We start from the raw sequence: 20,729 nt of genomic DNA, 5'->3' as shown, positions 1-20,729 counted from the left end.
GTCCACGTCCGGCAGGTGCTTCGTAAAGCCGGTAATCTCTTCGTAAAGCCGGTGATCTTGCGCCGGTTCAGCGAGCTCTGCCGGGGACGCTCGCGGTGCGCACCGGGTGCGCTACCGCGTTCTATGCTTTGTCACGCTCGTGCGCGCCGGTTCATGCGAATTGACGCAGGAAACGCAGGTCGTTTTCGAAGAACAGGCGCAGGTCCTGCACGCCGTAACGCAGCATCGTGAGACGCTCGAGGCCGCTGCCGAAAGCGAAGCCGATGTAGCGCTCCGGGTCCAGACCCATGTTGCGGATCACTGTCGGATGCACCTGGCCGGAGCCCGAAATTTCGAGCCACTTGCCCGCGTTCTTGCCCGTTTCGAACTGCATGTCGATCTCGGCCGACGGTTCGGTGAACGGGAAATACGACGGTCGGAAGCGCACGAGAATGTCGTCGCGCTCGAAGAATTTTTTCAGGAAGTCGGTATAGACACCCTTCAGGTCCGCGAAGCTGATGTTTTCGTCGATCCACAGGCCTTCGACCTGGTTGAACATCGGCGAATGCGTGGCGTCGCTATCCACGCGATACGTGCGGCCGGGCACGATCACCTTGATCGGCGGCGTGTTGGTACGCGCGTAGCGTACCTGCATCGGGCTCGTATGCGTACGCAGCAGCAGCGGGCGGCCGTCGGCGTCCTTGCCGTCGACGTAGAAGGTATCCTGCATGGAACGCGCCGGATGGTTTTCCGGGCTGTTCAGCGAGGTGAAGTTGTACCAGTCGGTTTCGATCTCGGGGCCGTCGGCCACGTCGAATCCGATCGTACGGAAAATCTGCTCGACGCGCTCCCAGGTGCGCATCACTGGGTGCAGGCTGCCTGCATTGGCGCCGCGGCCCGGTAGCGTGACGTCGATCGCTTCAGCGGCGAGGCGCTGGTTCAGAAGCGCGTCGGCGAGCGACTGACGACGTGCCGTCAGCGCCGCTTCGACCTGTTGCTTGACGAGGTTGATCCGAGCGCCTTCTGTCTTGCGCGTTTCAGGATCGAGTTTGCCAAGACCCTTCAACAGCTCGGTCAGCGCACCCGCCTTACCGAGAAAGCGCGCTTTCTCGTTCTCGAGGGTGGTGACGTCGGGGGCTTCTGCGAAGGCTTTTTGCGCGTCGGCGACAATCTGGTCCAGATCCATTGATCCCATCATTTCAACGTCAGTGTTCTATCGAAACAAAACTGGTTCTACCAACAAAAACGGGGCTCGGTGAGGAGCCCCGTTTTTGTTGCAGCGTCACCGAGACGACCGGATGTTCGCTGCAACGAACCACGCAGTTTTAATTGCCAGAAGCGCAATCAGGCTGCAACGGCGGCTTTCACCTGCTGAACGATCGCAGCAAAAGCAGCCTTGTCGAACACAGCCATGTCGGCCAGCACCTTGCGGTCCAGTTCGATCGACGCTTTCTTCAGGCCGTTGATGAACACGCTGTACGTCATGTCGTGCTGACGCACCGCCGCGTTGATACGCGTGATCCACAGTGCGCGGAACACACGCTTCTTGTTGCGGCGATCGCGGTAGGCGTACTGGCCTGCGCGCATGACCGCCTGCTTGGCGATGCGATAGACGTTATTGCGACGGCCGCGGTAACCCTTGGCCAGCTTGATGATCTTCTTGTGACGGGCCCGTGCGGTAACCCCACGTTTTACTCGAGGCATGTTTCGCTCCTATGAGTGTCGGTTAAGGGTTAAGCGAACGGCAGCATTGCGCGAACGGAGTTCAGATCGGAATCATGAACTGCCGTGGAGCCGCGCAGATGGCGTTTGTTCTTGGTGGTCTTCTTGGTAAGAATGTGACGCTTGAAGGCCTGACCGCGCTTGACGGTACCGCCCGGACGCACCACGAAGCGCTTTGCAGCGCTCTTCTTGGTCTTCATCTTCGGCATGACAACTCCATTATTAGATGGACATGGGTGTGCGGTCGGCCAGATGACCATTTCCCGCCCTTCGAAACCCATTCCACTTGGTATGCAGACCGCCGATACCGCCAGCGGCCGCTTTTCGGGAACGACTGCGCGCTTGCATGCGCGACGTTCCGAAACTTTCCAACACCGCGCTGGACACCTAGCACAGCATCAAACAACCTTGCGCTACCGGAGCGCGGGCCACATGGCACGCCGCCGCTCCGGCCAACTGCTTCGTGCTTACTTCTTTTTCTTCGGAGCGAGCACCATGATCATCTGGCGCCCTTCCATTTTCGGCATCTGCTCGACCTGACCGACTTCGTCGAGATCGGTGCGCAGGCGTTCGAGCATGCGCATGCCGATTTCCTGGTGAGCCATTTCGCGGCCACGGAAACGCAACGTGATTTTCGTCTTGTCGCCGTCTTCGAGGAAGCGGACGAGGTTGCGCAGCTTGACGTTGTAATCACCGTCGTCAGTACCCGGGCGGAATTTGACTTCCTTGACCTGGATGACCTTCTGCTTGAGCTTGGCCTCGTGTTGCTTCTTCGCTTCCTGGTACTTGAACTTGCCGTAGTCCATCAAGCGGCAAACCGGCGGAACCGCCTGCGGGGCGATTTCGACCAGATCCACGTCCCGCTGTTCCGACATGCGGAACGCATCAGCGAGTTTCACGATGCCGAGCGGTTCGTTCTCGACGCCGACCAGTCGCACCTCGGGTGCTGTAATTTCACCGTTGATGCGGTGCGCAGACTTATCAGTAGCGATGTTACGTTTCCTCTAAAAATTAAAAAAAACGAGCCGGGTACCAAGTGGATTAGTTGAACGACTGCACGTCCTGGCGCAGACGCTCAATGAAGGCGTCAACAGGCATCACACCCATATCGACACCGCCACGGGCACGCACGGCTACCGTTTGCGCTTCACGCTCCTTGTCGCCGACCACCAGTAGGTACGGCACCTTTTCCAGCGTGTGCTCGCGTATTTTATAGCTAATCTTCTCGTTGCGCAAATCAGCCTCGACTCTAACCCCTTGTTTTTGCAACGATTGGGCTAGCGACTGCGCATATTCGGCCTGGCTTTCCGCGATATTCATCACGACGACCTGCATCGGCGCGAGCCAGGCGGGCATTGCACCAGCATGGTGCTCGATCAGAATTCCGAGGAAGCGTTCCATCGATCCGACAATTGCCCGGTGCAACATAATCGGGCGACGGCGACTGTTGTCTTCGGCGACGTATTCGGCGCCCAGACGCTCCGGCAGCACCATGTCGAGCTGCAGCGTACCGCACTGCCACGATCGGCCGAGCGCGTCCTTGATGTGATACTCGACCTTCGGGCCATAGAACGCACCCTCGCCGGGCAGTTCTTCCCACGTGACGCCGCAGGCCGTCAGCGCCTCGCGGAGCCCCTGCTCCGCGCGATCCCACGTTTCGGCGGTACCGGCGCGCGCATCCGGACGCAGCGACAGCTTGATCTCGACGTTGTCGAAGCCGAAGTCGCGGTAGACGCTCATCGCCAGTGTATTGAACGCGATCGATTCGCTGATGAACTGGTCTTCAGTACAAAAAATATGGGCGTCGTCCTGCACGAAGCCGCGCACGCGCATCAGACCATGCAGCGCGCCCGACGATTCGTTGCGATGGCACGAACCGAACTCCGCGTAACGCAGTGGCAGATCGCGATACGAGCGCAGACCGTGGTTGAACACCTGTACGTGACCGGGGCAGTTCATCGGCTTGATCGCGTAGTCGCGCTTTTCCGACTCGGTCGTGAACATATTTTCACGATAGTTTTGCCAATGTCCTGAGGCTTCCCACAGCGAGCGGTCCATGATCAACGGCGTCTTGATTTCAAGGTAGCCGGCGTCGTTCACGCGACGGCGCATGTACTGCTCGACCTGCTGCCACAGCGTCCAGCCGCGCGGATGCCAGAAAACCATGCCCGGCGACTCGTCCTGCATGTGGAACAGGTCGAGCTGCTTGCCCAGCTTCCGATGGTCGCGCTTTTCGGCCTCTTCGAGCATGTGTAGGTACGCTTCCTGGTCTTCCTTCTTCGTCCAGGCCGTGCCGTAAATGCGCTGCAACTGCTCGTTCTTCGAGTCCCCACGCCAGTAGGCACCCGCGACTTTCATCAGCTTGAAGACCTTGAGCTTGCCCGTGGACGGCACGTGCGGGCCACGGCAGAGGTCCGTGAAGCCGCCATGCGAGTACAGCTTGATTTCGTCGCTGGCCGGGATCGATTCGATGATTTCGGCCTTGTACTTTTCGCCGATGCTCTTAAAGTACTCGACCGCTTCGTCGCGCGACACCACGCGACGCGACACCGGCTCGTCCTTCTTCGCGAGCTCCTGCATGCGTTTTTCGATCTTTTCGAGGTCTTCCGGCGTGAAAGGACGGTTGTACGAGAAGTCGTAATAGAAGCCGTTGTCAATGACCGGGCCGATCGTAACTTGCGCTTCGGGGTACAGATCCTTCACCGCATACGCGAGCAGGTGCGCCGTCGAGTGGCGGATGATATCGAGTCCGTCCGCGTCCTTCTCCGTGACGATGGCGAGCGCCACGTCGCGATCGATCAGCGCGGAGGTATCGACCAACTCCCCGTCGATCTTTCCGCCGAGTGCGGCTTTCGCGAGGCCGGGGCCGATCGAAGCGGCCACTTCGGCGACGGTCACCGGATGCTCGTACTGTCGAACAGAACCGTCAGGCAAACGTATCGAAACCATTGCGTTCTCCGTGGTGCCGACCGGCGGCGGCACATACAACCAGGGTCAAAAAGACAAAAAAAATGCGGCCCCGCTTTCGAGGGGCCGCATTCACATTTTATGCAAACATCACTGGCGAAAGTGGTCCTCGACTAGCGTCGTTCCGAAGTGGTTTCGGTCAACGTTCGCGGTGTCATAACCGTATTCGCCTCTTGCGCTCCAAGCGCTTACTGCAGTTTGCGAAACCCCGGCGAAGCCGGAATTTCATTTCGTTGGTAGGCTCGATTGGACTCGAACCAACGACCCCCACCATGTCAAGGTGGTGCTCTAACCAGCTGAGCTACGAGCCTGAAGAAACGAGAGTATATGGGGTATATCGCAGCTTGGCAAGTACTTTTATGCAGCGACTTTAATTCGTCTCGCCGTCAGCAGGCCTTTTTTCAATCGTCCCGGCCTCAGTTCTTGCGCGTCGCCCGCACCACTCCCGTGATTTCGCCCAGCAACGTGCACGCGCGCTGGATCTGCGCAGAGCTCGATACCTCGACGGTAAATTGCATGAACGCGGCATTGCGGCGCGATTGCGTCTTCACGCCGATCACGTTCATCTTTTCCCGCGCGAACACTTCGGAGATATCACGTAGCAAGCCCTGTCGGTCCGTCGCCTCAATGCTGAGATCGACCGGGTAGACGGACTGGCCGCGGCCGCTCATCACGTCAGCCGACCACGCGGTCTGCAGCACACGCTCCGGCGCGCGCTCTGCCATGCGGCGGAACGTTGCGCAGTCACTGCGATGCACCGACATGCCCTTGCCGCGCGTGACGAAGCCGCAGATATCGTCGGGCGGCGCGGGGCGGCAGCAGCGCGCGAGCTGGGTGAGCAGTGCATCGACGCCGACCACCAGCACGCCGGTAGACGCGCCGCGCGCGACGCTCGCGCCACTGCTGCGTTTCTCGAATTTTTCCGGTGCCTCGACCTCGGGCTCGGGCGGCGGCGCGTCGTGCAGCGCCTGCTCGACGAGCCGCAGGCTGAATTCCTCCTTGCCGACCACGGAGAACAGGTCGTCGGTGGTCTTGAAACCAAGCCGCGCGGCCAACTGATCAAGATTGACCGAGGTCTTGCCTTCGCGCTGCAGGGTTTTTTCAACCATCGCGCGACCGTTCGCGATGTGCTCCTGCAACTCGACCGCGTTGAACCACGCGCGCACCTTCTGCCGCGCTCGCCCACTTTGCAGATAGCCAAGTTGCGGATTGAGCCAGTCGCGCGACGGACCGCCCTCCTTCACCGCCACGATCTCGACCGTCTGGCCGTTCTGCAATGCGGTGTTGAGCGGCACCATCACGCCGTCGACGCGCGCGCCGCGGCAACGATGCCCAAGCTCGCTGTGCAGGTGATACGCGAAGTCGATCGGCGTCGCGCCGTGCGGCAACGGAATCACGCGCGCCTGCGGCGTCAGCACGTAGATGTGATCGTCGTCGAGCGTCGCCTGGCGCAACTGCTCCCATGGCTGCACCGCGCCCGCTTCGCCATGCTCACCCTCGGACACCTCGTCCTTCCATGCGAGCAGCTGTCGCAGCCAGGCGATCTTCTCGTCGTATTTCTCGCTCGCGGTGAACGTGCCGCCATAGCCGCGCGCACCCGCTTCCTTGTAGCGCCAGTGCGCGGCAACGCCGTATTCGGCGAAGCGATGCATTTCCTGCGTGCGGATCTGCACTTCGAACGCGCGGCCGTCGTCGCCGATCACGACCGTGTGCAGCGACTTGTAGCCATTCGGCTTCGGCCGGGAGATGTAATCGTCGAACTCCTTCGGTACCGGCTGCCACAGGTTGTGCACGATGCCGAGCACGGTGTAGCAGTCCTTGATGTCCGGCACGATCACGCGAAACGCGCGCACGTCGTACAGCTCCGCGAAGTCGAGCTGCTTGCCGCGCATCTTGCGCCAGATGCTGTAGATATGCTTCGGCCGGCCGCTCACTTCGGCGCGGATATGCGCGGCGGCCAGCTCCTGCTGCAGGCGTTCGATTGCCTGCGCGACATAGCTCTCACGCTCGACGCGCTTCTCGTCGAGCAGCTTCGCGATGCGCTTGTAGGTGTCCGGCTCCTCGAAACGGAACGCGAGATCCTCGAGCTCCCACTTCAATTGCCAGATGCCGAGGCGGTTTGCGAGCGGCGCGTAGATATCGAGCGTTTCGCGCGCGACGTCCGGCGACGGCGTGATCTTCGCGGCTGCGTAGTAACGCAGCGATTGCAGCCGCGACGCGAGGCGGATCAGCACGACGCGAATGTCCTGCGCGAACGCGAGCAGCATTTTGCGCAGCGCCTCGACTTGCGCGCGGCGCGCAGCCTGCGCGTCACGCCCGGCCTCGGGCATCGCGTTTTGTGCCGCACGCAAACTGACCGTGCCGAGCCGCAGCAGCTTGCGCACGTCGCCGACCAGTTGCGCGACTTCTTCGCCGAAGTTGTCGGCGATCACCCGCTCCGGATCGTGCAGATGCGGTGTTAGCGCGAACAGCGCCGCGGCCAGCACCGCCGGCGGATCGACGTTGAGCTTGCGCATGATCGACGCGGTGCCCGCCGCGTGATCCGCGAGCAATTCGCCCGACGACAGCCGCACCTCGCCCGCATGTTCGCGCACGAACGCCATCGCTTCGTCGAAGGAACGATGGGGGTGAGGCGCGTTCGGAACGGTTTCGGTATTCATGGTGCGACGGCCCGCCGGGCCAGACGATTCAACGGAAAATCAGCAACGGTGCGGCCTCGCAACCGCAAGTCAGCTGCGCTGCGCCGCGATCACGACGATTTCGACGAGGCACTTCGGATTCGCGAGCTTTGCCTCGACGGTCGCGCGCGGCGGCGTGTCGCCCTGCGCGACCCACTCGTCCCACACGGCGTTCATGCCGGCGAAATGCGCCATGTCCGAGATATAGATCTGCACCGACAGCAGCAGCGACTTGTCGCTGTTCGCTTCAGCGAGCAGACGGTCGATGTGGCCGAGCACTTCACGCGTCTGGCCGGTGATGTCCTGATCGTCGTCCTCGGCGATCTGACCCGCGAGGTACACAGTGCCGTTGTGCACGGCCATTTCCGAGAGACGCTTGCCGACGTGATAACGAATGACTGCCATGAAATGTCCTGAGCTGAGGGTTGATCGAACTACATGCCGCACGACACTGCTGATAAAAGCTTCATGCGGAACTCAATATTATGACCCGTTCGCGGCCGAACCGATGAAGAACTCCCTCGCGAGCGCGATCTGGTCCGCCGCGAGAAACGCCGGCGCATGACCGACGCCCGCGATCTCCACGCTCGCTACGGCACGCCCGGCCGCCACCATCTTTGCGACCGTTTCACGCGACAGCAAATCCGAATGCTCGCCGCGCACCACGAGCACCGGCCCCTGAAACGACGCGAGCGAATGCCACAGCGCCGCCTCGCCGAGCTTCGCCGCTTCCTCGGTGACCGCCGCGAACGGCTGGGCGATGCGCGGGTCGTAGCGCAGCACCCACGCGCCGTCGTCTTCGCGCAACAACGGCGTATTGATTTCGCGCCATTCGTCAGGCGTCAGCGGGCCGAAGCCCTGCGCGAGTTGCGCCGCGTAGTCGACACCCTGCTGCAGCGTATCGAAGCGCGCGGGCTTGCCGAGGTAATCGCCGATGCGCTTGACCGCGACCGGCTCCAGATGCGGCCCGACGTCGTTCAGCAGCAGCTTGCGGATCGGGGTGTCCGGCAGACCGGCGAGCCCCATACCGATCAGGCCGCCCATCGAGGTGCCGAACCAGTCGACGGTGTCGACGTCGAGCCGCGCGATCAGCGTGACCATGTCGGCGACGTACTGCGGCACCGCATATAAGTTGGGGTTCGCGAGCCACGACGACAAGCCCCGGCCAACCACGTCCGGGCACACCACGCGATAGGTTTCCGCGAAGTTGGCAGCGAGCCGGTCGAAATCGCGCCCCGATCGTGTCAGTCCGTGCACGCACAGCAGCACGCGCGGATTGTCCGGATCGCCCCACTCGGTGTAGGCGACGCGATGCAGGCCGGCAGCGCTCGCGCACTGCACGTAACGTTGACGCGGCTCGGGCCGCCCGGTGGGGGAAGCGGAAGTCGTTGCGCTCATCTGGTGTCCTTGCAAAGACGCTGCGGATTGGGCTGCGAACGATTGTAAACCGCTTCGTCGCGCGGCAAGCATCGGCCAGAAGGCGTAGGAAGGTTGTGCAAACCGTCCGGCGCATCCGGCGCCGCGCGCCAAAAAAATAGAACGGGCAAGACTCGCGTCTCGCCCGTCCGAAAACATCGTTGCCGCCGCGCGGTCGCATCGACGCGCGCAGCGGCGTTTGAACCCTCGTCAGCTCACCGCGCTCACATCGAGCGGCGCGCCGGTCTTCGCCTTGATTTCGTCGACGCTCACTCCAGGTGCAAGTTCGGTCACTTTCAAGCCGTTTTCGGTCACTTCGATCACGCCGAGATCGGTGATGATCTCGTCGACCACCCCCACGCCCGTCAGCGGCAGCGTGCATTCTTCGAGGATCTTGTGCTGATCGCCCTTGGCAACGTGCTCCATCAGCACGACCACGCGCTTGACGCCCGCGACCAGGTCCATCGCGCCGCCCATGCCCTTGATCATCTTGCCCGGGATCATCCAGTTCGCGAGATCGCCCTTCTTGCTGATCTGCATCGCGCCGAGGATCGCCAGATTGATGTGGCCGCCGCGAATCATCGCGAACGAATCCGCCGACGAGAAAATCGACGAACCGGGCAGCGTGGTCACCGTCTGCTTGCCGGCGTTGATCAGGTCCGCGTCGACTTCATCTTCGGTCGGCGACGGGCCGATGCCGAGCAGACCGTTCTCCGACTGCAGCCACACTTCGACGCCCGCCGGCACGTGGTTCGCGACCAGCGTCGGCAAGCCGATGCCGAGGTTCACATAAAAACCGTCCTGCAGTTCCTTCGCCGCGCGCGCGGCCATTTCGTCACGAGTCCATGCCATGATCAGTCTCCTTTCGCGCGGACGACGCGTTGTTCGATGCGTTTTTCCGGATGCGCATTCAGCACGATGCGCTGCACGAAGATGCCAGGCGTATGGATCGCGTCCGGATCGAGTTCGCCCACTTCGACGATCTCTTCGACCTCCGCGACGGTGATGCGGCCCGCCATCGCGCACATCGGATTGAAGTTGCGCGCGGTGCGGCGATAGATCAGGTTGCCGGCCTTGTCGGCCTTCCACGCCTTGACGAGCGCGATATCGGCGGTCAGCGAATGTTCGAGTACGTAGTGGTTCTCGCCGAACTGGCGGGTTTCCTTGCCCTCGGCGATCTGCGTACCGAAGCCGGTGTTCGTGAAAAACGCCGGGATGCCCGCGCCGCCCGCGCGCAGCTTCTCGGCGAGCGTGCCTTGCGGCGTGAATTCGAGCTCGAGTTCGCCGGCCAGGTACTGGCGCTCGAACTCCTTGTTCTCACCGACGTACGACGAGATCATCTTCTTGATCTGACGCGTCTCGAGCAGCAGGCCGAGGCCGAAACCGTCGACGCCCGCGTTATTGCTGATGCAGGTGATGCCCCGCACCTTCGAATCGCGCAGCGCCGCGATCAGCGCCTCGGGAATGCCGCACAATCCGAAGCCGCCGACGGCGAACGTCTGCCCGTCCTTGACGATGTCCTTCAGCGCCTCGGCGGCGCCTGGATAGACTTTGTTCATCTGTATGTCCCTTCCTCTATGGAAACCCGAAACCTATGCGCAGGCCGCCGGATCATTGCGACTGATATCGCAACTGGCGAACTTCACGTCGCCTCACGATACCGCTACGTCATTCTAGTAGTCATCCGCGGCATGCGCCGCGTTGTCATCTGCCCGCAAGAGTACGCTGGCCCTGCCATACGGCACAATACGCAAAAATACATAAGTACTTGCCGCCCCGCCCATGCCCGCCCTGGATTACCGCACTGCGTTTCACCTCGCGCCGATCGGACTCGTGCTGTCGCGCGAGCGGACCATCGAAGACTGCAACGACGAACTCGCGTCGATTTTCGGCTACGCGCGAGACGCGCTGATCGGTCAGTCATTCCAGGTGTTGTACCCATCGACGGATGAGTTCGAGCGGATCGGCGCGCGCATTCCGCCGATCATGACCGCGCAAGGCAGCTACGCTGACGACCGCATCATGAAACGCGCGAACGGCGAGCTGTTCTGGTGTCACGTGACGGGCCGCGCGCAGCAGCGCACCGACCCGCACGCGGCGGGCGTCTGGACCTTCGAGGATCTGAGCGCGACCCGCCGGGTGGCGGTGGAACTGACGCCACGCGAGCGCGAAATCGCCGCGCAACTGGTGACGGGCAAGACCAGCAAGCAGATCGGCCGCGTGCTCGACATCAGCCCGCGCACGGTCGACGTCTACCGTGCGCGGCTCATGCGCAAATACGATACGGGCAATGCGACCGAGCTGTTGCAGCGGCTGCTCGGAGATTGACAGAGAAAGAGAGTATGAGGCGCGCGACCGCGTCCTCAGGTAGCGCCGTCAGGCCGCCTTGACGAGCGCCGCGCTCTCGATGGCCGCGCGCAGCACGTCGGGCACCGGCATCGACTTGCCTGCCGCGTAGTCGATCCACACGCATCGCGCGGCGCCCCGCGCATAGAGCGTATCCGGCTCATCGGCACGCAGAAGCTCGAAAGCCGTATCGAAGCTGCTGTGCCCCGGCGTCGCCACCGACATCCGGCCGATCACGTCACCTGGATAGTGCAGCTGCTTCAGAAACTCCATCGACGCATTGACGATCACCGGCCCCTGGCCGTCCGGGCGCTCGCCGAGAAAGTCCATCTGTTCGAACCAGGAAATCCGCACCTGCTCCATGTAGCGGAAATAAACCGTGTTGTTGACGTGACCGAAGGCGTCCATGTCGCCCCATCGAATCGGCATCGTCATTTCGAAAACTGCGTGAAAATCGTTCATGCTGTACTTCCGTTCTTCCTTTTGCTGCCTGACTGTTGAAACTTAGGACGGCCCGCTCACGCGAGCCCGAAACCGTCGTCGGCGGCGATCACCGAGCCGTTGATAAATTGCGATTCGTCCGCCGCGAGCAGCAGGAGCAGCCCGTCGAGGTCCTCCGGCTTGCCAACCCGATGACGCGGCAGCATCGCAATCAGTTTCTGCCCCTGATCGGTCGACCAGTGGTGATGGTTGATCTCGGTGTCGATATACCCGGGGCAGATCGCGTTCACATTGATGCCGTGCTTGCCCCACTCGAGCGCCATCGCCTTCGTCATGTGGACGACCGCGGCCTTGCTCATCGAATACAGGCCGATTTGCGGCAGCACGCGCAAGCCCGCCATCGACGCGATGTTGATGATCCGGTACGACGGCTTCTGTGCGTTGTTGCCGCGCATGATCATGCGCTTGGCGACTTCCTGCGCGACGAAAAAAGCGCCGCGCGTATTGGTGTCGAACACGTATTCGAAGTCCGCCGGCGTGACCTCGGACAGCTTCTGCGTAGTCGACACGCCCGAGTTATTGACGAGGATATCGATGGTGCCGGCTTCGGTCTCCGCGTGCGCGACCGCCGACTTGATGCTTTGGTAGTCGGTCACGTCGAGCGACACCACGTGCGCGGCGCCGCCGGACGCCTCGATTTCCGCACGCAGCTCCTTGAGCCGCTCGGTACGTCGGCTCGCCAGCACGACCTTCGCGCCCGCCTGCGACAGCACCTGCGCGAAGCGCTTGCCCAACCCGCTCGAGGCGCCAGTGATCAGCGCGACCTTGCCTTCCAGATTGATCGAACGGCCCATTGTCTTTCCTTGTTCGGTTGTAAGGACAACTGCGGTTGACGGGGTTTGGTACGACCGCGACTAAGGGTCTATACCGTATCATGAAATAGTACGCTCGTGCTAATCTGTGGCTTTTGGGTTGCGGCGCAGGGATCGATCGCCCACAATACGAACCCGAAAAAAGCATTCTAACGGTAAGAGGAGCATCAATGACCCCCGCAAGTCTCATTGAGCAGTACGGCCCGCGCGAGTCGATGGAGTATGACGTCGTCATCGTCGGCGGCGGCCCTGCGGGCCTGTCGGCTGCCATTCGTCTGAAGCAGCGCGCCGCCGAACAAGGCGTCGAGCTTGGCGTATGCGTACTCGAAAAAGGCTCTGAGATCGGGGCGCATATTCTGTCGGGCGCGGTGATGGACCCGCGCGCGCTGACCGAGCTGATCCCGGAATGGAAGGACAAAGGCGCGCCGCTGACGGTCGAGGTGACCGAAGACCGCTTCCTGTTTCTGTCGGCGACGGGCGCGAAGAGCGTGCCGAACTGGGCGCTGCCGGACAATTTCAAGAACCACGGCAACTACGTGATCAGCCTCGCGAACGTGACGCGCTGGCTGGGTCAACAGGCCGAGGCGCTCGGCGTCGAAATTTTCCCGGGCTTTCCGGCCGCTGAAGTGCTGTACAACGACGACGGCTCGGTCAAGGGCGTCGCGACCGGCAACCTCGGCATCGGCAAGGACGGCGAGCCGACCGAGAACTTCCAGCTCGGCATGGAACTGCACGCGAAGTACACGCTGTTCTGCGAAGGCGCGCGCGGCCACCTCGGCCGCCAGCTGAACGAGAAGTTCAAGCTGCGCGACGGCGTCGATCCGCAGGTGTACGGCATCGGTATCAAGGAGCTGTGGGAGATCGATCCCGCGAAGCACAAGCCGGGTCTGGTGATGCACACGGCCGGCTGGCCGCTTGAAAACGACACGTACGGCGGCTCGTTCCTCTATCACATGGACAACAACCAGGTCGTGGTCGGCTTCGTGGTCGGCCTCGGCTATTCGAATCCGTATCTGTCGCCGTTCGAGGAATTCCAGCGCTATAAGACGCATCCCGCGATCCGCGCGATTCTCGAAGGCGGCAAGCGCGTGTCGTATGGTGCGCGCGCGATCACCGCGGGCGGTCTGATGTCGCTGCCGAAGCTGGTCTTCCCGGGCGGTGCGCTGGTCGGCGACGACGCGGGCTTCCTGAACGCGTCGCGCATCAAGGGTTCGCACGCCGCGATCAAGACCGGCATGCTCGCCGCCGACGCCGCGTTCGCCGCCGTCCAGGCCGGCCGTCAGTCGGACGAACTGACCGCTTATCCGGAAACCTTCAAGACGTCGTGGCTCTACACCGAGCTGTATCGCGCGCGTAACTTCAAGCAGTGGATGAGCAAGGGTCTCTACCTCGGCACGCTGATGGTCGGCGTCGAGCAGAAGCTGCTCGGCGGTAACGTGCCCTGGACGCTGCATCATCAGCATTCCGACCACGAGATGCTGAAGCCGGCTTCGCAGTGCAAGCCGATCACGTATCCGAAGCCGGACGGCAAGCTGACGTTCGACCGGCTCTCATCGGTGTTCATCTCGAACACGAATCACGAGGAAAATCAGCCGGCGCATCTGACGCTGAAAGATCCGACCGTACCGGTCAACGTGAACTGGCAGACCTACGCCGGACCGGAGTCGCGCTATTGCCCGGCTGGCGTGTACGAGTTCGTGAAGAACGACGAAGGCAACGAGCGACTCGTGATCAATGCGCAGAACTGCGTGCACTGCAAGACCTGCGATATCAAGGATCCGACGCAGAATATCGTGTGGGTTACGCCGGAAGGCGGTGGCGGGCCGAACTATCCGAACATGTAACTGTTGTGCTGTTTGCCTTTGCGGCGCTGTGCGATAAGCGGCAGCGTCGCGAAGGCAAATTCCGATAGCGCGCTCGCGCTTTCGTCTGCGCGCATTGTTGCGCGTTTCGTTGGTCCCCTTCCCTATTCTTTTTCATGGCGGCTCGTTCGCCGCCAATCTCGGGCCGCGTCGGCGTTATGGCGCGCTCGCCGCGATCTTTGGCGTGCTCACGGCCACATCGCCGCATTGCGCGCGATGGCGCAGCGCGTGGTCGATCAGCACGAGCGCAAGCATCGATTCGGCGATCGGCGTCGCGCGAATGCCGACGCACGGGTCGTGCCGCCCGAAGGTTTCGACGACCACCGGCTGCCCCGCCTTGTCGATCGAACGGCGCGGCGTGCGAATGCTCGAGGTCGGCTTGATCGCGATCGACACCGTGATGTCCTGCCCCGTCGATATACCGCCGAGCACCCCGCCCGCGTGATTGCCGACGAAGCCCTCCGGCGTCAACTCGTCGCCATGCACCGAGCCGCGTTGCGCGACGCTCGCGAAGCCCGCGCCGATCTCGACGCCTTTCACCGCGTTGATGCCCATCATCGCGTGCGCGATGTCGGCGTCGAGGCGGTCGAACAGCGGCTCGCCGAGGCCGACCGGTACACCGGAGGCAACCACGTTGATGCGCGCGCCGATCGAGTCACCGTCCTTGCGCAGCGCGTCCATATACGCCTCGAGCTGCGGAACGATCTCGGCATTCGGCACGAAGAACGGGTTTTCGCGCACCTGGGCCCAATCGACGAACGGCACGTCGATCTCGCCGAGCGCGGCCATATAGCCGCGAATCTCGGTGCCGAACTTCTCGCGCAGCCATTTCTTCGCGACCGCACCCGCCGCGACCGTCGGCGCCGTCAGCCGTGCCGACGAGCGGCCGCCGCCGCGGTAATCGCGAATGCCGTACTTCTGCCAGTAGGTGTAATCGGCGTGGCCGGGGCGGAACGTCTCGGCGATGTTGCCGTAGTCCTTGCTGCGCTGGTCGGTATTGCGAATCAGCAGCGCGATCGGCGCGCCGGTGGTTTGACCTTCGAACACGCCCGACAGGATCTCGACCTTGTCCTCTTCCTGGCGCTGCGTCACGTGGCGCGACGTGCCCGGCTTGCGGCGATCGAGTTCGAACTGGATATCGGCTTCGTTGAGCGCCATGCCCGGCGGGCAGCCGTCGATCACGCAGCCGATAGCGGGGCCGTGCGATTCGCCGAAGGTCGTGACAGTGAAAAGCGTACCGAGCGTGTTGCCGGACATGAGCGTCGTCCAAAGAAATTCGGGGAGAACGCTATTATGCCAGCCCGCTCGCCTCTAAGACGGGGCTGGGCGACAGCGCTGCCGAATGCGGGTGATACTGGGCAAACTAGCGACCTCAGCATCCGCGCACCGGCCCAAGGCTATTTGCGCGCGCCGCGCAGCTCGGTCACGATCTGCTGCAGTGTTTCCGGCGTCGCGAGCGCCGGGTCGATCGGCTCGCCGACCGCGAGGCTCAGCCGGGTCATCACGCCCTTTCTGAGCGGACGCGGCCAGTGGGCGTCGACCGCGCGCGAAAACACGCTGCCCCACAGACCGCGCAGCGCCATCGGAATAACCGGCGCCGGCGTGCGCCTGACGATCTCGGCGACGCCGTGGCGAAACGGATTCAGTTCGCCGGTGCGCGTCAGCTTGCCTTCGGGAAAGATGCACACGAGCTCGCCGTCCGCGAGCGCCTGCGCGCACAGATCGTAGGCACGCGTGAGCAGCGCCGCGTCCTGATGCGCGGGCGCGATCGGGATCGCCTTCGCATGCCGGAACAGCCAGCCGATGAACGGCGAGCGGAAGATCTGATGGTCCATCACGAAGCGGATCGGCCGCGGGCTTTCGGCCATGATGACGATCGCATCGACGAAACTGACGTGGTTGCACACGAGCACCGCCGCGCCGTGCTCCGGAATGCGCTCCGCGTGCACGAGCCGGATCCGGTAAAACGTATGCACGAGCAGCCACGCAACGAAGCGCAGCAGGAACTCGGGCACGAGCGAATAGATGTAGCCCGCGACGACCACGTTCAGCAGCGCGGTGACGAGAAAAATTGCCGGAATGCTGAAGCCCGCGGCGGTCAGGGCCATCGCCATCAGCGCCGACACGATCATGAACAGCGAGTTGAGGATATTGTTCGCGGCGATGATGCGCGCGCGATGACTCGGCTGACTACGGCTCTGAATCAGCGCATAGAGCGGCACGCTGTAGAAGCCGCCGAACATCGCGAGCAGGAACAGATCGGCGAGCACGCGCCAATGCGCGAGCCGCGCGACAAATTCGCCGACGCTGAGCAGATGCCCCGGCGGCGGCAGCGCGTGGCTCGCGAAAAAAAGATCGATCGCGAACACGCTCATGCCGATCGAGCCGAGCGGCACGAGGCCGACTTCGATCCGCCGCTTCGACAGCCGTTCGCACAGCAGCGAGCCGATGCCGATGCCGATTGAGAACGTGGCGAGCAGCACGGTCACGACGTCCGGATCGGCGGACAGCACGTCCTTCGCAAAATTGAAAAACGACGCGAGGAACGTCGCGCCGACGAACCACAGCCACGAAATGCCGAGCAGGCTCAGAAACACCGTGCGGTTCTCGTGCGCCAGTTTCAGATTGCGCCACGTTTCGCTGACTGGGTTCCAGTTGATGCGCAACCCGGGTTGCGGCGCCGGCGTAGCCGGCACGAAGCCGGAGACCGCGCGCCCGATCAGCGCGATCGCGATACACGCGCCAGCGAGCACCACCGCGCCATGCTCGGCGAACCCCGCGCCCGCGCCGCCGACGATCGTGCCGACCAGGATCGCGACGAAGGTGCCCATCTCGATCATGCCGTTGCCGCCGACCAGCTCCGCCTTCGACAGATGCTGCGGCAGATACGAATACTTGACCGGCCCGAATACGGTCGAATGCACGCCCATCAGGAACGTGCAGAGATACAGCAACGGTGCGCTATGCAGCCAGAAGCCCGCGCCGCCGACCAGCATCACCGCGATCTCGAAAGTCTTGACGAGACGCGTGAGCAACGCCTTGTCGTACTTGTCCGCGATCTGGCCGGAAGTGGCCGAAAACAGCACGAACGGCAAAATGAAAATCGCCGAGATCAGGAACGCCGCGGTTGTTGGGTCGACACCCGAAAACCGCGCCGCCTGATACGTGACGAGCGACGTGAGGCCGATCTTGAACACGTTGTCGTTCATCGCGCCGAGAAACTGCGTCCAGAAGAACGGCGCGAAACGGCGCTGGCGAAGCAGGCGGAACTGGGATTCGTGCGCTTCGTGCGCGCGAGCGGCGCGCCGGGCGGCAGGCAACGGACGATCGTTCATGAATTCAGAACAACGGCGCGGAAAATGGCAATGAAGCGCGCGGAGCGGCGGACAAACGGCCCGGACACAAAAAAAGCGCCCGCTTGCGCGCGCGCCCTGTCGGCAGATTCGCGCTCGCGGCGACGGCCGGAGCGCGACGTTCGAGCCACGCGCATCAACGCGCCGGCTGCTGGTCCTGTCCTTCCTGCTCTTCCGGCCAGTCGCGGATATAGGCCTTCAGCATGCGGTTCTCGAACCCCTGCTCCTCGACCACCGCCTTGGCGACGTCGTAAAACGAGATGACGCCCATCAGCGTGCGGCTTTCCATGACCGGCAGATAACGCACGTGATGCTCGAGCATCATGCGGCGCACTTCGTTGACGTCGGTTTCGGGCGTGCAGGTGAGCGGATGGTCGTCCATCACCTTGCGGATCGTCGACGTACCGACGCTGCCGCCGTTCTCCCTCAAGGTCAGAATGATTTCGCGAAACGTCAGCATGCCGACGAGGTCGCCGTACTCCATCACGACGAGCGAGCCGATGTCGTGCTCGGCCATGGTGATGACGGCGTCATGCAGCGTGGTATCCGGCGTGACCGTAAAAAGGGTGTTGCCCTTGACTTTAAGAATGTCGCTGACTCGCATCATCTATCTCCTGGTACCGCCAATCTTGCAGTGCATTAAATGGTTGTTTCGATCCTATCGGAAAGGCCCATAAAAGGAAAGCGGCCCGCCAGCCAAGGCTCGGCGGGCTTTCGGGGGCTCCAATTCAGCTGACTTTCAGATAGCGAGCATGCCCCGCTCCCGGCACGAGCCGCACAAACCCGTGCTCCACCCGCGGGAAAACCGCGCTTGAAGCGGCGCGCGCCAATGATAGGATGGCCGGCCCACCCTGATCATTCGCGTGGCCCCTCCCGGCCCGCCGCACACGATGTCCGCCAACCGTTTCGATACGCTTGCGCTGCACGCCGGCGCTGCCCCCGACCCCGCCACCGGCGCGCGCGCGACGCCGATCTACCAGACCACGTCGTTTTCGTTCCGCGACTCGGACCACGCCGCCGCGCTGTTCAACATGGAGCGCGCCGGCCACGTCTACTCGCGCATCTCGAATCCGACCGTCGCCGTGTTCGAAGAGCGCGTCGCCGCGCTCGAAAACGGCGCCGGCGCGATCGGCACCGCGAGCGGCCAGGCCGCGCTGCATCTGGCGATCGCGACGCTGATGGGCGCCGGCTCGCACATCGTCGCGTCGAGCGCGCTGTACGGCGGCTCGCACAATCTGCTGCATTACACGCTGCGGCGCTTCGGTATCGAGACGACCTTCGTGAAGCCCGGCGACCTCGACGCGTGGCGTGCCGCGCTGCGCCCCAACACGCGCCTGCTGTTCGGCGAAACGCTCGGCAATCCGGGCCTCGAGGTGCTCGACATCGCCGCGCTCGCGCAGATCGCGCACGCGCACCGCGTGCCGTTGCTGGTCGACTCGACCTTCACGACGCCCTACCTGCTGCGCCCGTTCGAACACGGCGCCGACTTCGTCTACCACTCGGCGACCAAGTTTCTCGGCGGCCACGGCACGACGATCGGCGGCGTGCTGGTCGACGGCGGCACGTTCGACTTCGAGGCTTCCGGCCTCTTTCCCGAATTCACCGAGCCGTACGACGGTTTCCACGGCATGGTGTTCGCCGAGGAAAGCACGGTCGCGCCGTTCCTGCTGCGCGCGCGGCGCGAAGGCTTGCGCGACTTCGGCGCGTGCCTGCATCCGCAGGCCGCGTGGCAATTGCTGCAAGGCATCGAGACGCTGCCGTTGCGCATGGAGCGGCACGTCGCGAACACACGCCGCGTGGTCGAGTTTCTCGCCGGTCATGCGGCGGTGGAATCGGTTGCCTATCCCGAGCTGCCGACGCATCCCGACCACGCGCTCGCGAAGCGGCTGCTACCGCGCGGCGCCGGCGCGGTGTTCAGCTTCAACCTGCGCGGCGACCGCGCGGCCGGGCGCGCCTTCATCGAAGCGCTGACGCTGTTCTCGCACCTCGCGAACGTCGGCGACGCGCGCTCGCTGGTGATCCACCCGGCATCGACGACGCACTTCCGCATGGATGCCACGGCGCTCGCCGCGGCCGGCATCACCGAAGGCACGATCCGTCTGTCGATCGGGCTCGAAGATCGGGATGACCTGATCGACGATCTCAAGCGCGCGCTGAAGGCCGCGCAAAAAACCGCCGCTGCGGCGCCCGCCGCCACGAACGCCCCCGCCCGACCGGAGTCCGCATGATCGTCACCGTCCAAGGCAAACCGGCCTACGCCTACACCGGCGGCAAACCCTTCGACGCGAGCCTGCCGAGCGCCGTGTTCATCCACGGCGCCGAGCACGATCACAGCGTGTGGGCGCTGCAAAGCCGCTATTTCGCGCATCACGGCTTCGGCGTGCTCGCGCTCGACCTGCCGGGCCACCGGCGCAGCGCCGGCCCCGCGCTCGCCAGCATCGCCGCGCTGGCCGACTGGCTCGCCGCGCTGCTCGATGCCGTGGGCGTCGCGCGTGCATTCGTCGCCGGTCACAGCATGGGCTCGCTGATCGCGCTCGACTTCGCCGGCCGCTATCCGCAGCGCGCCACGCATCTTGCGCTGCTCGCGAGCGCGCTGCCGATGACGGTTTCCGACGCGCTGCTCGACGCCGCGCTCAATCGGGAGCCCGAGGCGATCGACATGGTCAATCAGTGGTCGCATTCGACGCTCGCGGCGAAGCCCTCGTGCCCCGGCCCCGGCTTCTGGCTGCACGGTATGAACCAGCGGCTGATGGAGCACGTGTCCGCTAGCGGCGAACCGCATCTGTTCCACACCGATTTCACCGCATGCCATACCTATGCGGACGGCCTCGCCCGCGCGGCGCAGGTGCGTTGCGCGACGCGCCTGATCGTCGGCCGGCGCGATGCGATGACGCCACCGCGCGCGGCGACAGCGCTCGCCGATGCGCTCGCGCAGGCGGGCACGCCGGTCGACACCGTCATGCTCGATGCGGGCCACGCTTTGATGACCGAGCAACCCGACGCGACGCTCGATGCGCTGTACAGCTTCGCTACGCGTGCGCCGCACGAAGCGCGCTGAATCACGACGATATCCACGCCGAACCTGCCGCGCCG

General features: G+C 63.4%; 19 protein-coding genes and 1 tRNA gene. 4 read left to right on the top strand and 16 right to left on the bottom strand.

The genetic code is table 11. The annotated features are described in order from the left end of the window. Window positions 1-151: 151 nt before the first annotated feature. From pheS to QFZ94_RS18320, 11 genes are all read right to left on the bottom strand, one after another. On the bottom strand, window positions 152-1,165 hold the full coding sequence (gene pheS / locus QFZ94_RS18370; RefSeq protein WP_018435256.1) for a phenylalanine--tRNA ligase subunit alpha: 1,014 nt from the start codon (window positions 1,163-1,165) through the stop codon (window positions 152-154). 158 nt (window positions 1,166-1,323) lie between these two features. Next, window positions 1,324-1,683, bottom strand: coding sequence for a 50S ribosomal protein L20 (rplT, locus tag QFZ94_RS18365; protein ID WP_006052502.1), 360 nt, complete (start codon window positions 1,681-1,683; stop codon window positions 1,324-1,326). 29 nt (window positions 1,684-1,712) lie between these two features. Further along, window positions 1,713-1,910, bottom strand: a complete 198-nt coding sequence (gene rpmI, locus QFZ94_RS18360; RefSeq protein ID WP_006052501.1) for a 50S ribosomal protein L35 — start codon at window positions 1,908-1,910, stop codon at window positions 1,713-1,715. 258 nt (window positions 1,911-2,168) lie between these two features. Beyond that, entirely contained in the window at window positions 2,169-2,693 is a 525-nt protein-coding gene (infC, locus tag QFZ94_RS18355; RefSeq protein WP_429461849.1) for a translation initiation factor IF-3, read from the bottom strand. Between the two features lie 49 nt (window positions 2,694-2,742). After that, window positions 2,743-4,650 (bottom strand): threonine--tRNA ligase, encoded by a 1,908-nt coding sequence (thrS, locus tag QFZ94_RS18350; protein WP_410847798.1) that lies wholly within the window; start codon window positions 4,648-4,650, stop codon window positions 2,743-2,745. 252 nt (window positions 4,651-4,902) lie between these two features. Continuing rightward, a tRNA-Val gene (locus QFZ94_RS18345) sits at window positions 4,903-4,979 on the bottom strand. Window positions 4,980-5,084: 105 nt separating this feature from the next. Continuing rightward, a complete protein-coding gene (locus QFZ94_RS18340; protein WP_429458632.1) occupies window positions 5,085-7,328 on the bottom strand; it encodes a RelA/SpoT family protein in 2,244 nt (747 codons plus the stop codon). A 69-nt stretch (window positions 7,329-7,397) separates the two neighbouring features. Then, window positions 7,398-7,751 carry a RidA family protein gene (locus QFZ94_RS18335; RefSeq protein ID WP_018435253.1) on the bottom strand — a complete coding sequence of 118 codons (354 nt, stop codon included), beginning with the start codon at window positions 7,749-7,751 and terminating at the stop codon, window positions 7,398-7,400. A 78-nt stretch (window positions 7,752-7,829) separates the two neighbouring features. Continuing rightward, window positions 7,830-8,744: an alpha/beta fold hydrolase gene (locus tag QFZ94_RS18330; protein WP_429458630.1), complete on the bottom strand. Its 915-nt coding sequence runs from the start codon at window positions 8,742-8,744 to the stop codon at window positions 7,830-7,832. A gap of 228 nt (window positions 8,745-8,972) precedes the next feature. Further along, a complete protein-coding gene (locus tag QFZ94_RS18325; protein WP_013089923.1) occupies window positions 8,973-9,614 on the bottom strand; it encodes a CoA transferase subunit B in 642 nt (213 codons plus the stop codon). Between the two features lie 2 nt (window positions 9,615-9,616). Beyond that, window positions 9,617-10,321 (bottom strand): CoA transferase subunit A, encoded by a 705-nt coding sequence (locus QFZ94_RS18320; RefSeq protein WP_429458628.1) that lies wholly within the window; start codon window positions 10,319-10,321, stop codon window positions 9,617-9,619. Between the two features lie 223 nt (window positions 10,322-10,544). Here QFZ94_RS18320 and QFZ94_RS18315 point away from each other — a divergent pair, with 223 nt between their 5' ends. After that, window positions 10,545-11,090 (top strand): LuxR C-terminal-related transcriptional regulator, encoded by a 546-nt coding sequence (locus QFZ94_RS18315; RefSeq protein WP_429458626.1) that lies wholly within the window; start codon window positions 10,545-10,547, stop codon window positions 11,088-11,090. Between the two features lie 48 nt (window positions 11,091-11,138). Here QFZ94_RS18315 and QFZ94_RS18310 read toward each other — a convergent pair whose 3' ends face one another. Next, on the bottom strand, window positions 11,139-11,570 hold the full coding sequence (locus QFZ94_RS18310) for an acyl-CoA thioesterase (protein WP_429458624.1): 432 nt from the start codon (window positions 11,568-11,570) through the stop codon (window positions 11,139-11,141). A gap of 56 nt (window positions 11,571-11,626) precedes the next feature. Then, entirely contained in the window at window positions 11,627-12,403 is a 777-nt protein-coding gene (locus tag QFZ94_RS18305; RefSeq protein ID WP_013089927.1) for an SDR family oxidoreductase, read from the bottom strand. 188 nt (window positions 12,404-12,591) lie between these two features. Between QFZ94_RS18305 and QFZ94_RS18300 the strand changes: the two genes are divergently transcribed. Then, entirely contained in the window at window positions 12,592-14,265 is a 1,674-nt protein-coding gene (locus QFZ94_RS18300) for an electron transfer flavoprotein-ubiquinone oxidoreductase (protein WP_429458623.1), read from the top strand. Window positions 14,266-14,439: 174 nt separating this feature from the next. On the opposite strand, the gene aroC is transcribed toward QFZ94_RS18300, so the two are convergent. The 3 genes from aroC to QFZ94_RS18285 form a co-directional block, all read right to left on the bottom strand. After that, complete coding sequence (gene aroC, locus QFZ94_RS18295) at window positions 14,440-15,540, bottom strand: chorismate synthase (RefSeq protein WP_008924141.1); 1,101 nt, start codon at window positions 15,538-15,540, stop codon at window positions 14,440-14,442. 140 nt (window positions 15,541-15,680) lie between these two features. Next, the gene (locus tag QFZ94_RS18290; RefSeq protein WP_429458622.1) at window positions 15,681-17,618 is read right to left on the bottom strand and encodes an MFS transporter; all 1,938 of its coding nucleotides are present in this window, start codon (window positions 17,616-17,618) and stop codon (window positions 15,681-15,683) included. Between the two features lie 154 nt (window positions 17,619-17,772). Beyond that, complete coding sequence (locus QFZ94_RS18285; RefSeq protein ID WP_176108073.1) at window positions 17,773-18,240, bottom strand: CBS domain-containing protein; 468 nt, start codon at window positions 18,238-18,240, stop codon at window positions 17,773-17,775. A 286-nt stretch (window positions 18,241-18,526) separates the two neighbouring features. On the opposite strand from QFZ94_RS18285, the gene QFZ94_RS18280 reads away from it, so the two are divergent. Together QFZ94_RS18280 and QFZ94_RS18275 are read left to right on the top strand one after the other, a co-directional pair. After that, window positions 18,527-19,864: an O-acetylhomoserine aminocarboxypropyltransferase gene (locus QFZ94_RS18280; RefSeq protein ID WP_429458621.1), complete on the top strand. Its 1,338-nt coding sequence runs from the start codon at window positions 18,527-18,529 to the stop codon at window positions 19,862-19,864. Then, a complete protein-coding gene (locus tag QFZ94_RS18275; RefSeq protein WP_429458620.1) occupies window positions 19,861-20,694 on the top strand; it encodes an alpha/beta fold hydrolase in 834 nt (277 codons plus the stop codon). Before QFZ94_RS18280 ends, QFZ94_RS18275 begins: the two co-directional genes overlap by 4 nt. Window positions 20,695-20,729: the final 35 nt, after the last annotated feature.

This window comes from Paraburkholderia sp. JPY465, assembly GCF_050436725.1.
Classification (GTDB): Bacteria; Pseudomonadota; Gammaproteobacteria; order Burkholderiales; family Burkholderiaceae; genus Paraburkholderia; species Paraburkholderia youngii.
This window is presented reverse-complemented; position numbering and strand designations above follow the sequence as displayed.

Excerpts from the sequence above, each read along its gene's own strand:
- pheS (WP_018435256.1), bottom strand. The coding sequence starts at position 1,165 with ATGGATCTGGACCAGATTGTCGCCGACGCGCAAAAAGCCTTCGCAGAA.
- rplT (WP_006052502.1), bottom strand. The coding sequence starts at position 1,683 with ATGCCTCGAGTAAAACGTGGGGTTACCGCACGGGCCCGTCACAAGAAG.
- rpmI (WP_006052501.1), bottom strand. The coding sequence starts at position 1,910 with ATGCCGAAGATGAAGACCAAGAAGAGCGCTGCAAAGCGCTTCGTGGTG.
- thrS (WP_410847798.1), bottom strand. The coding sequence starts at position 4,650 with ATGGTTTCGATACGTTTGCCTGACGGTTCTGTTCGACAGTACGAGCAT.
- QFZ94_RS18340 (WP_429458632.1), bottom strand. The coding sequence starts at position 7,328 with ATGAATACCGAAACCGTTCCGAACGCGCCTCACCCCCATCGTTCCTTC.
- QFZ94_RS18335 (WP_018435253.1), bottom strand. The coding sequence starts at position 7,751 with ATGGCAGTCATTCGTTATCACGTCGGCAAGCGTCTCTCGGAAATGGCC.
- QFZ94_RS18330 (WP_429458630.1), bottom strand. The coding sequence starts at position 8,744 with ATGAGCGCAACGACTTCCGCTTCCCCCACCGGGCGGCCCGAGCCGCGT.
- QFZ94_RS18325 (WP_013089923.1), bottom strand. The coding sequence starts at position 9,614 with ATGGCATGGACTCGTGACGAAATGGCCGCGCGCGCGGCGAAGGAACTG.
- QFZ94_RS18320 (WP_429458628.1), bottom strand. The coding sequence starts at position 10,321 with ATGAACAAAGTCTATCCAGGCGCCGCCGAGGCGCTGAAGGACATCGTC.
- QFZ94_RS18315 (WP_429458626.1), top strand. The coding sequence starts at position 10,545 with ATGCCCGCCCTGGATTACCGCACTGCGTTTCACCTCGCGCCGATCGGA.
- QFZ94_RS18310 (WP_429458624.1), bottom strand. The coding sequence starts at position 11,570 with ATGAACGATTTTCACGCAGTTTTCGAAATGACGATGCCGATTCGATGG.
- QFZ94_RS18305 (WP_013089927.1), bottom strand. The coding sequence starts at position 12,403 with ATGGGCCGTTCGATCAATCTGGAAGGCAAGGTCGCGCTGATCACTGGC.
- QFZ94_RS18300 (WP_429458623.1), top strand. The coding sequence starts at position 12,592 with ATGACCCCCGCAAGTCTCATTGAGCAGTACGGCCCGCGCGAGTCGATG.
- aroC (WP_008924141.1), bottom strand. The coding sequence starts at position 15,540 with ATGTCCGGCAACACGCTCGGTACGCTTTTCACTGTCACGACCTTCGGC.
- QFZ94_RS18290 (WP_429458622.1), bottom strand. The coding sequence starts at position 17,618 with ATGAACGATCGTCCGTTGCCTGCCGCCCGGCGCGCCGCTCGCGCGCAC.
- QFZ94_RS18285 (WP_176108073.1), bottom strand. The coding sequence starts at position 18,240 with ATGCGAGTCAGCGACATTCTTAAAGTCAAGGGCAACACCCTTTTTACG.
- QFZ94_RS18280 (WP_429458621.1), top strand. The coding sequence starts at position 18,527 with ATGTCCGCCAACCGTTTCGATACGCTTGCGCTGCACGCCGGCGCTGCC.
- QFZ94_RS18275 (WP_429458620.1), top strand. The coding sequence starts at position 19,861 with ATGATCGTCACCGTCCAAGGCAAACCGGCCTACGCCTACACCGGCGGC.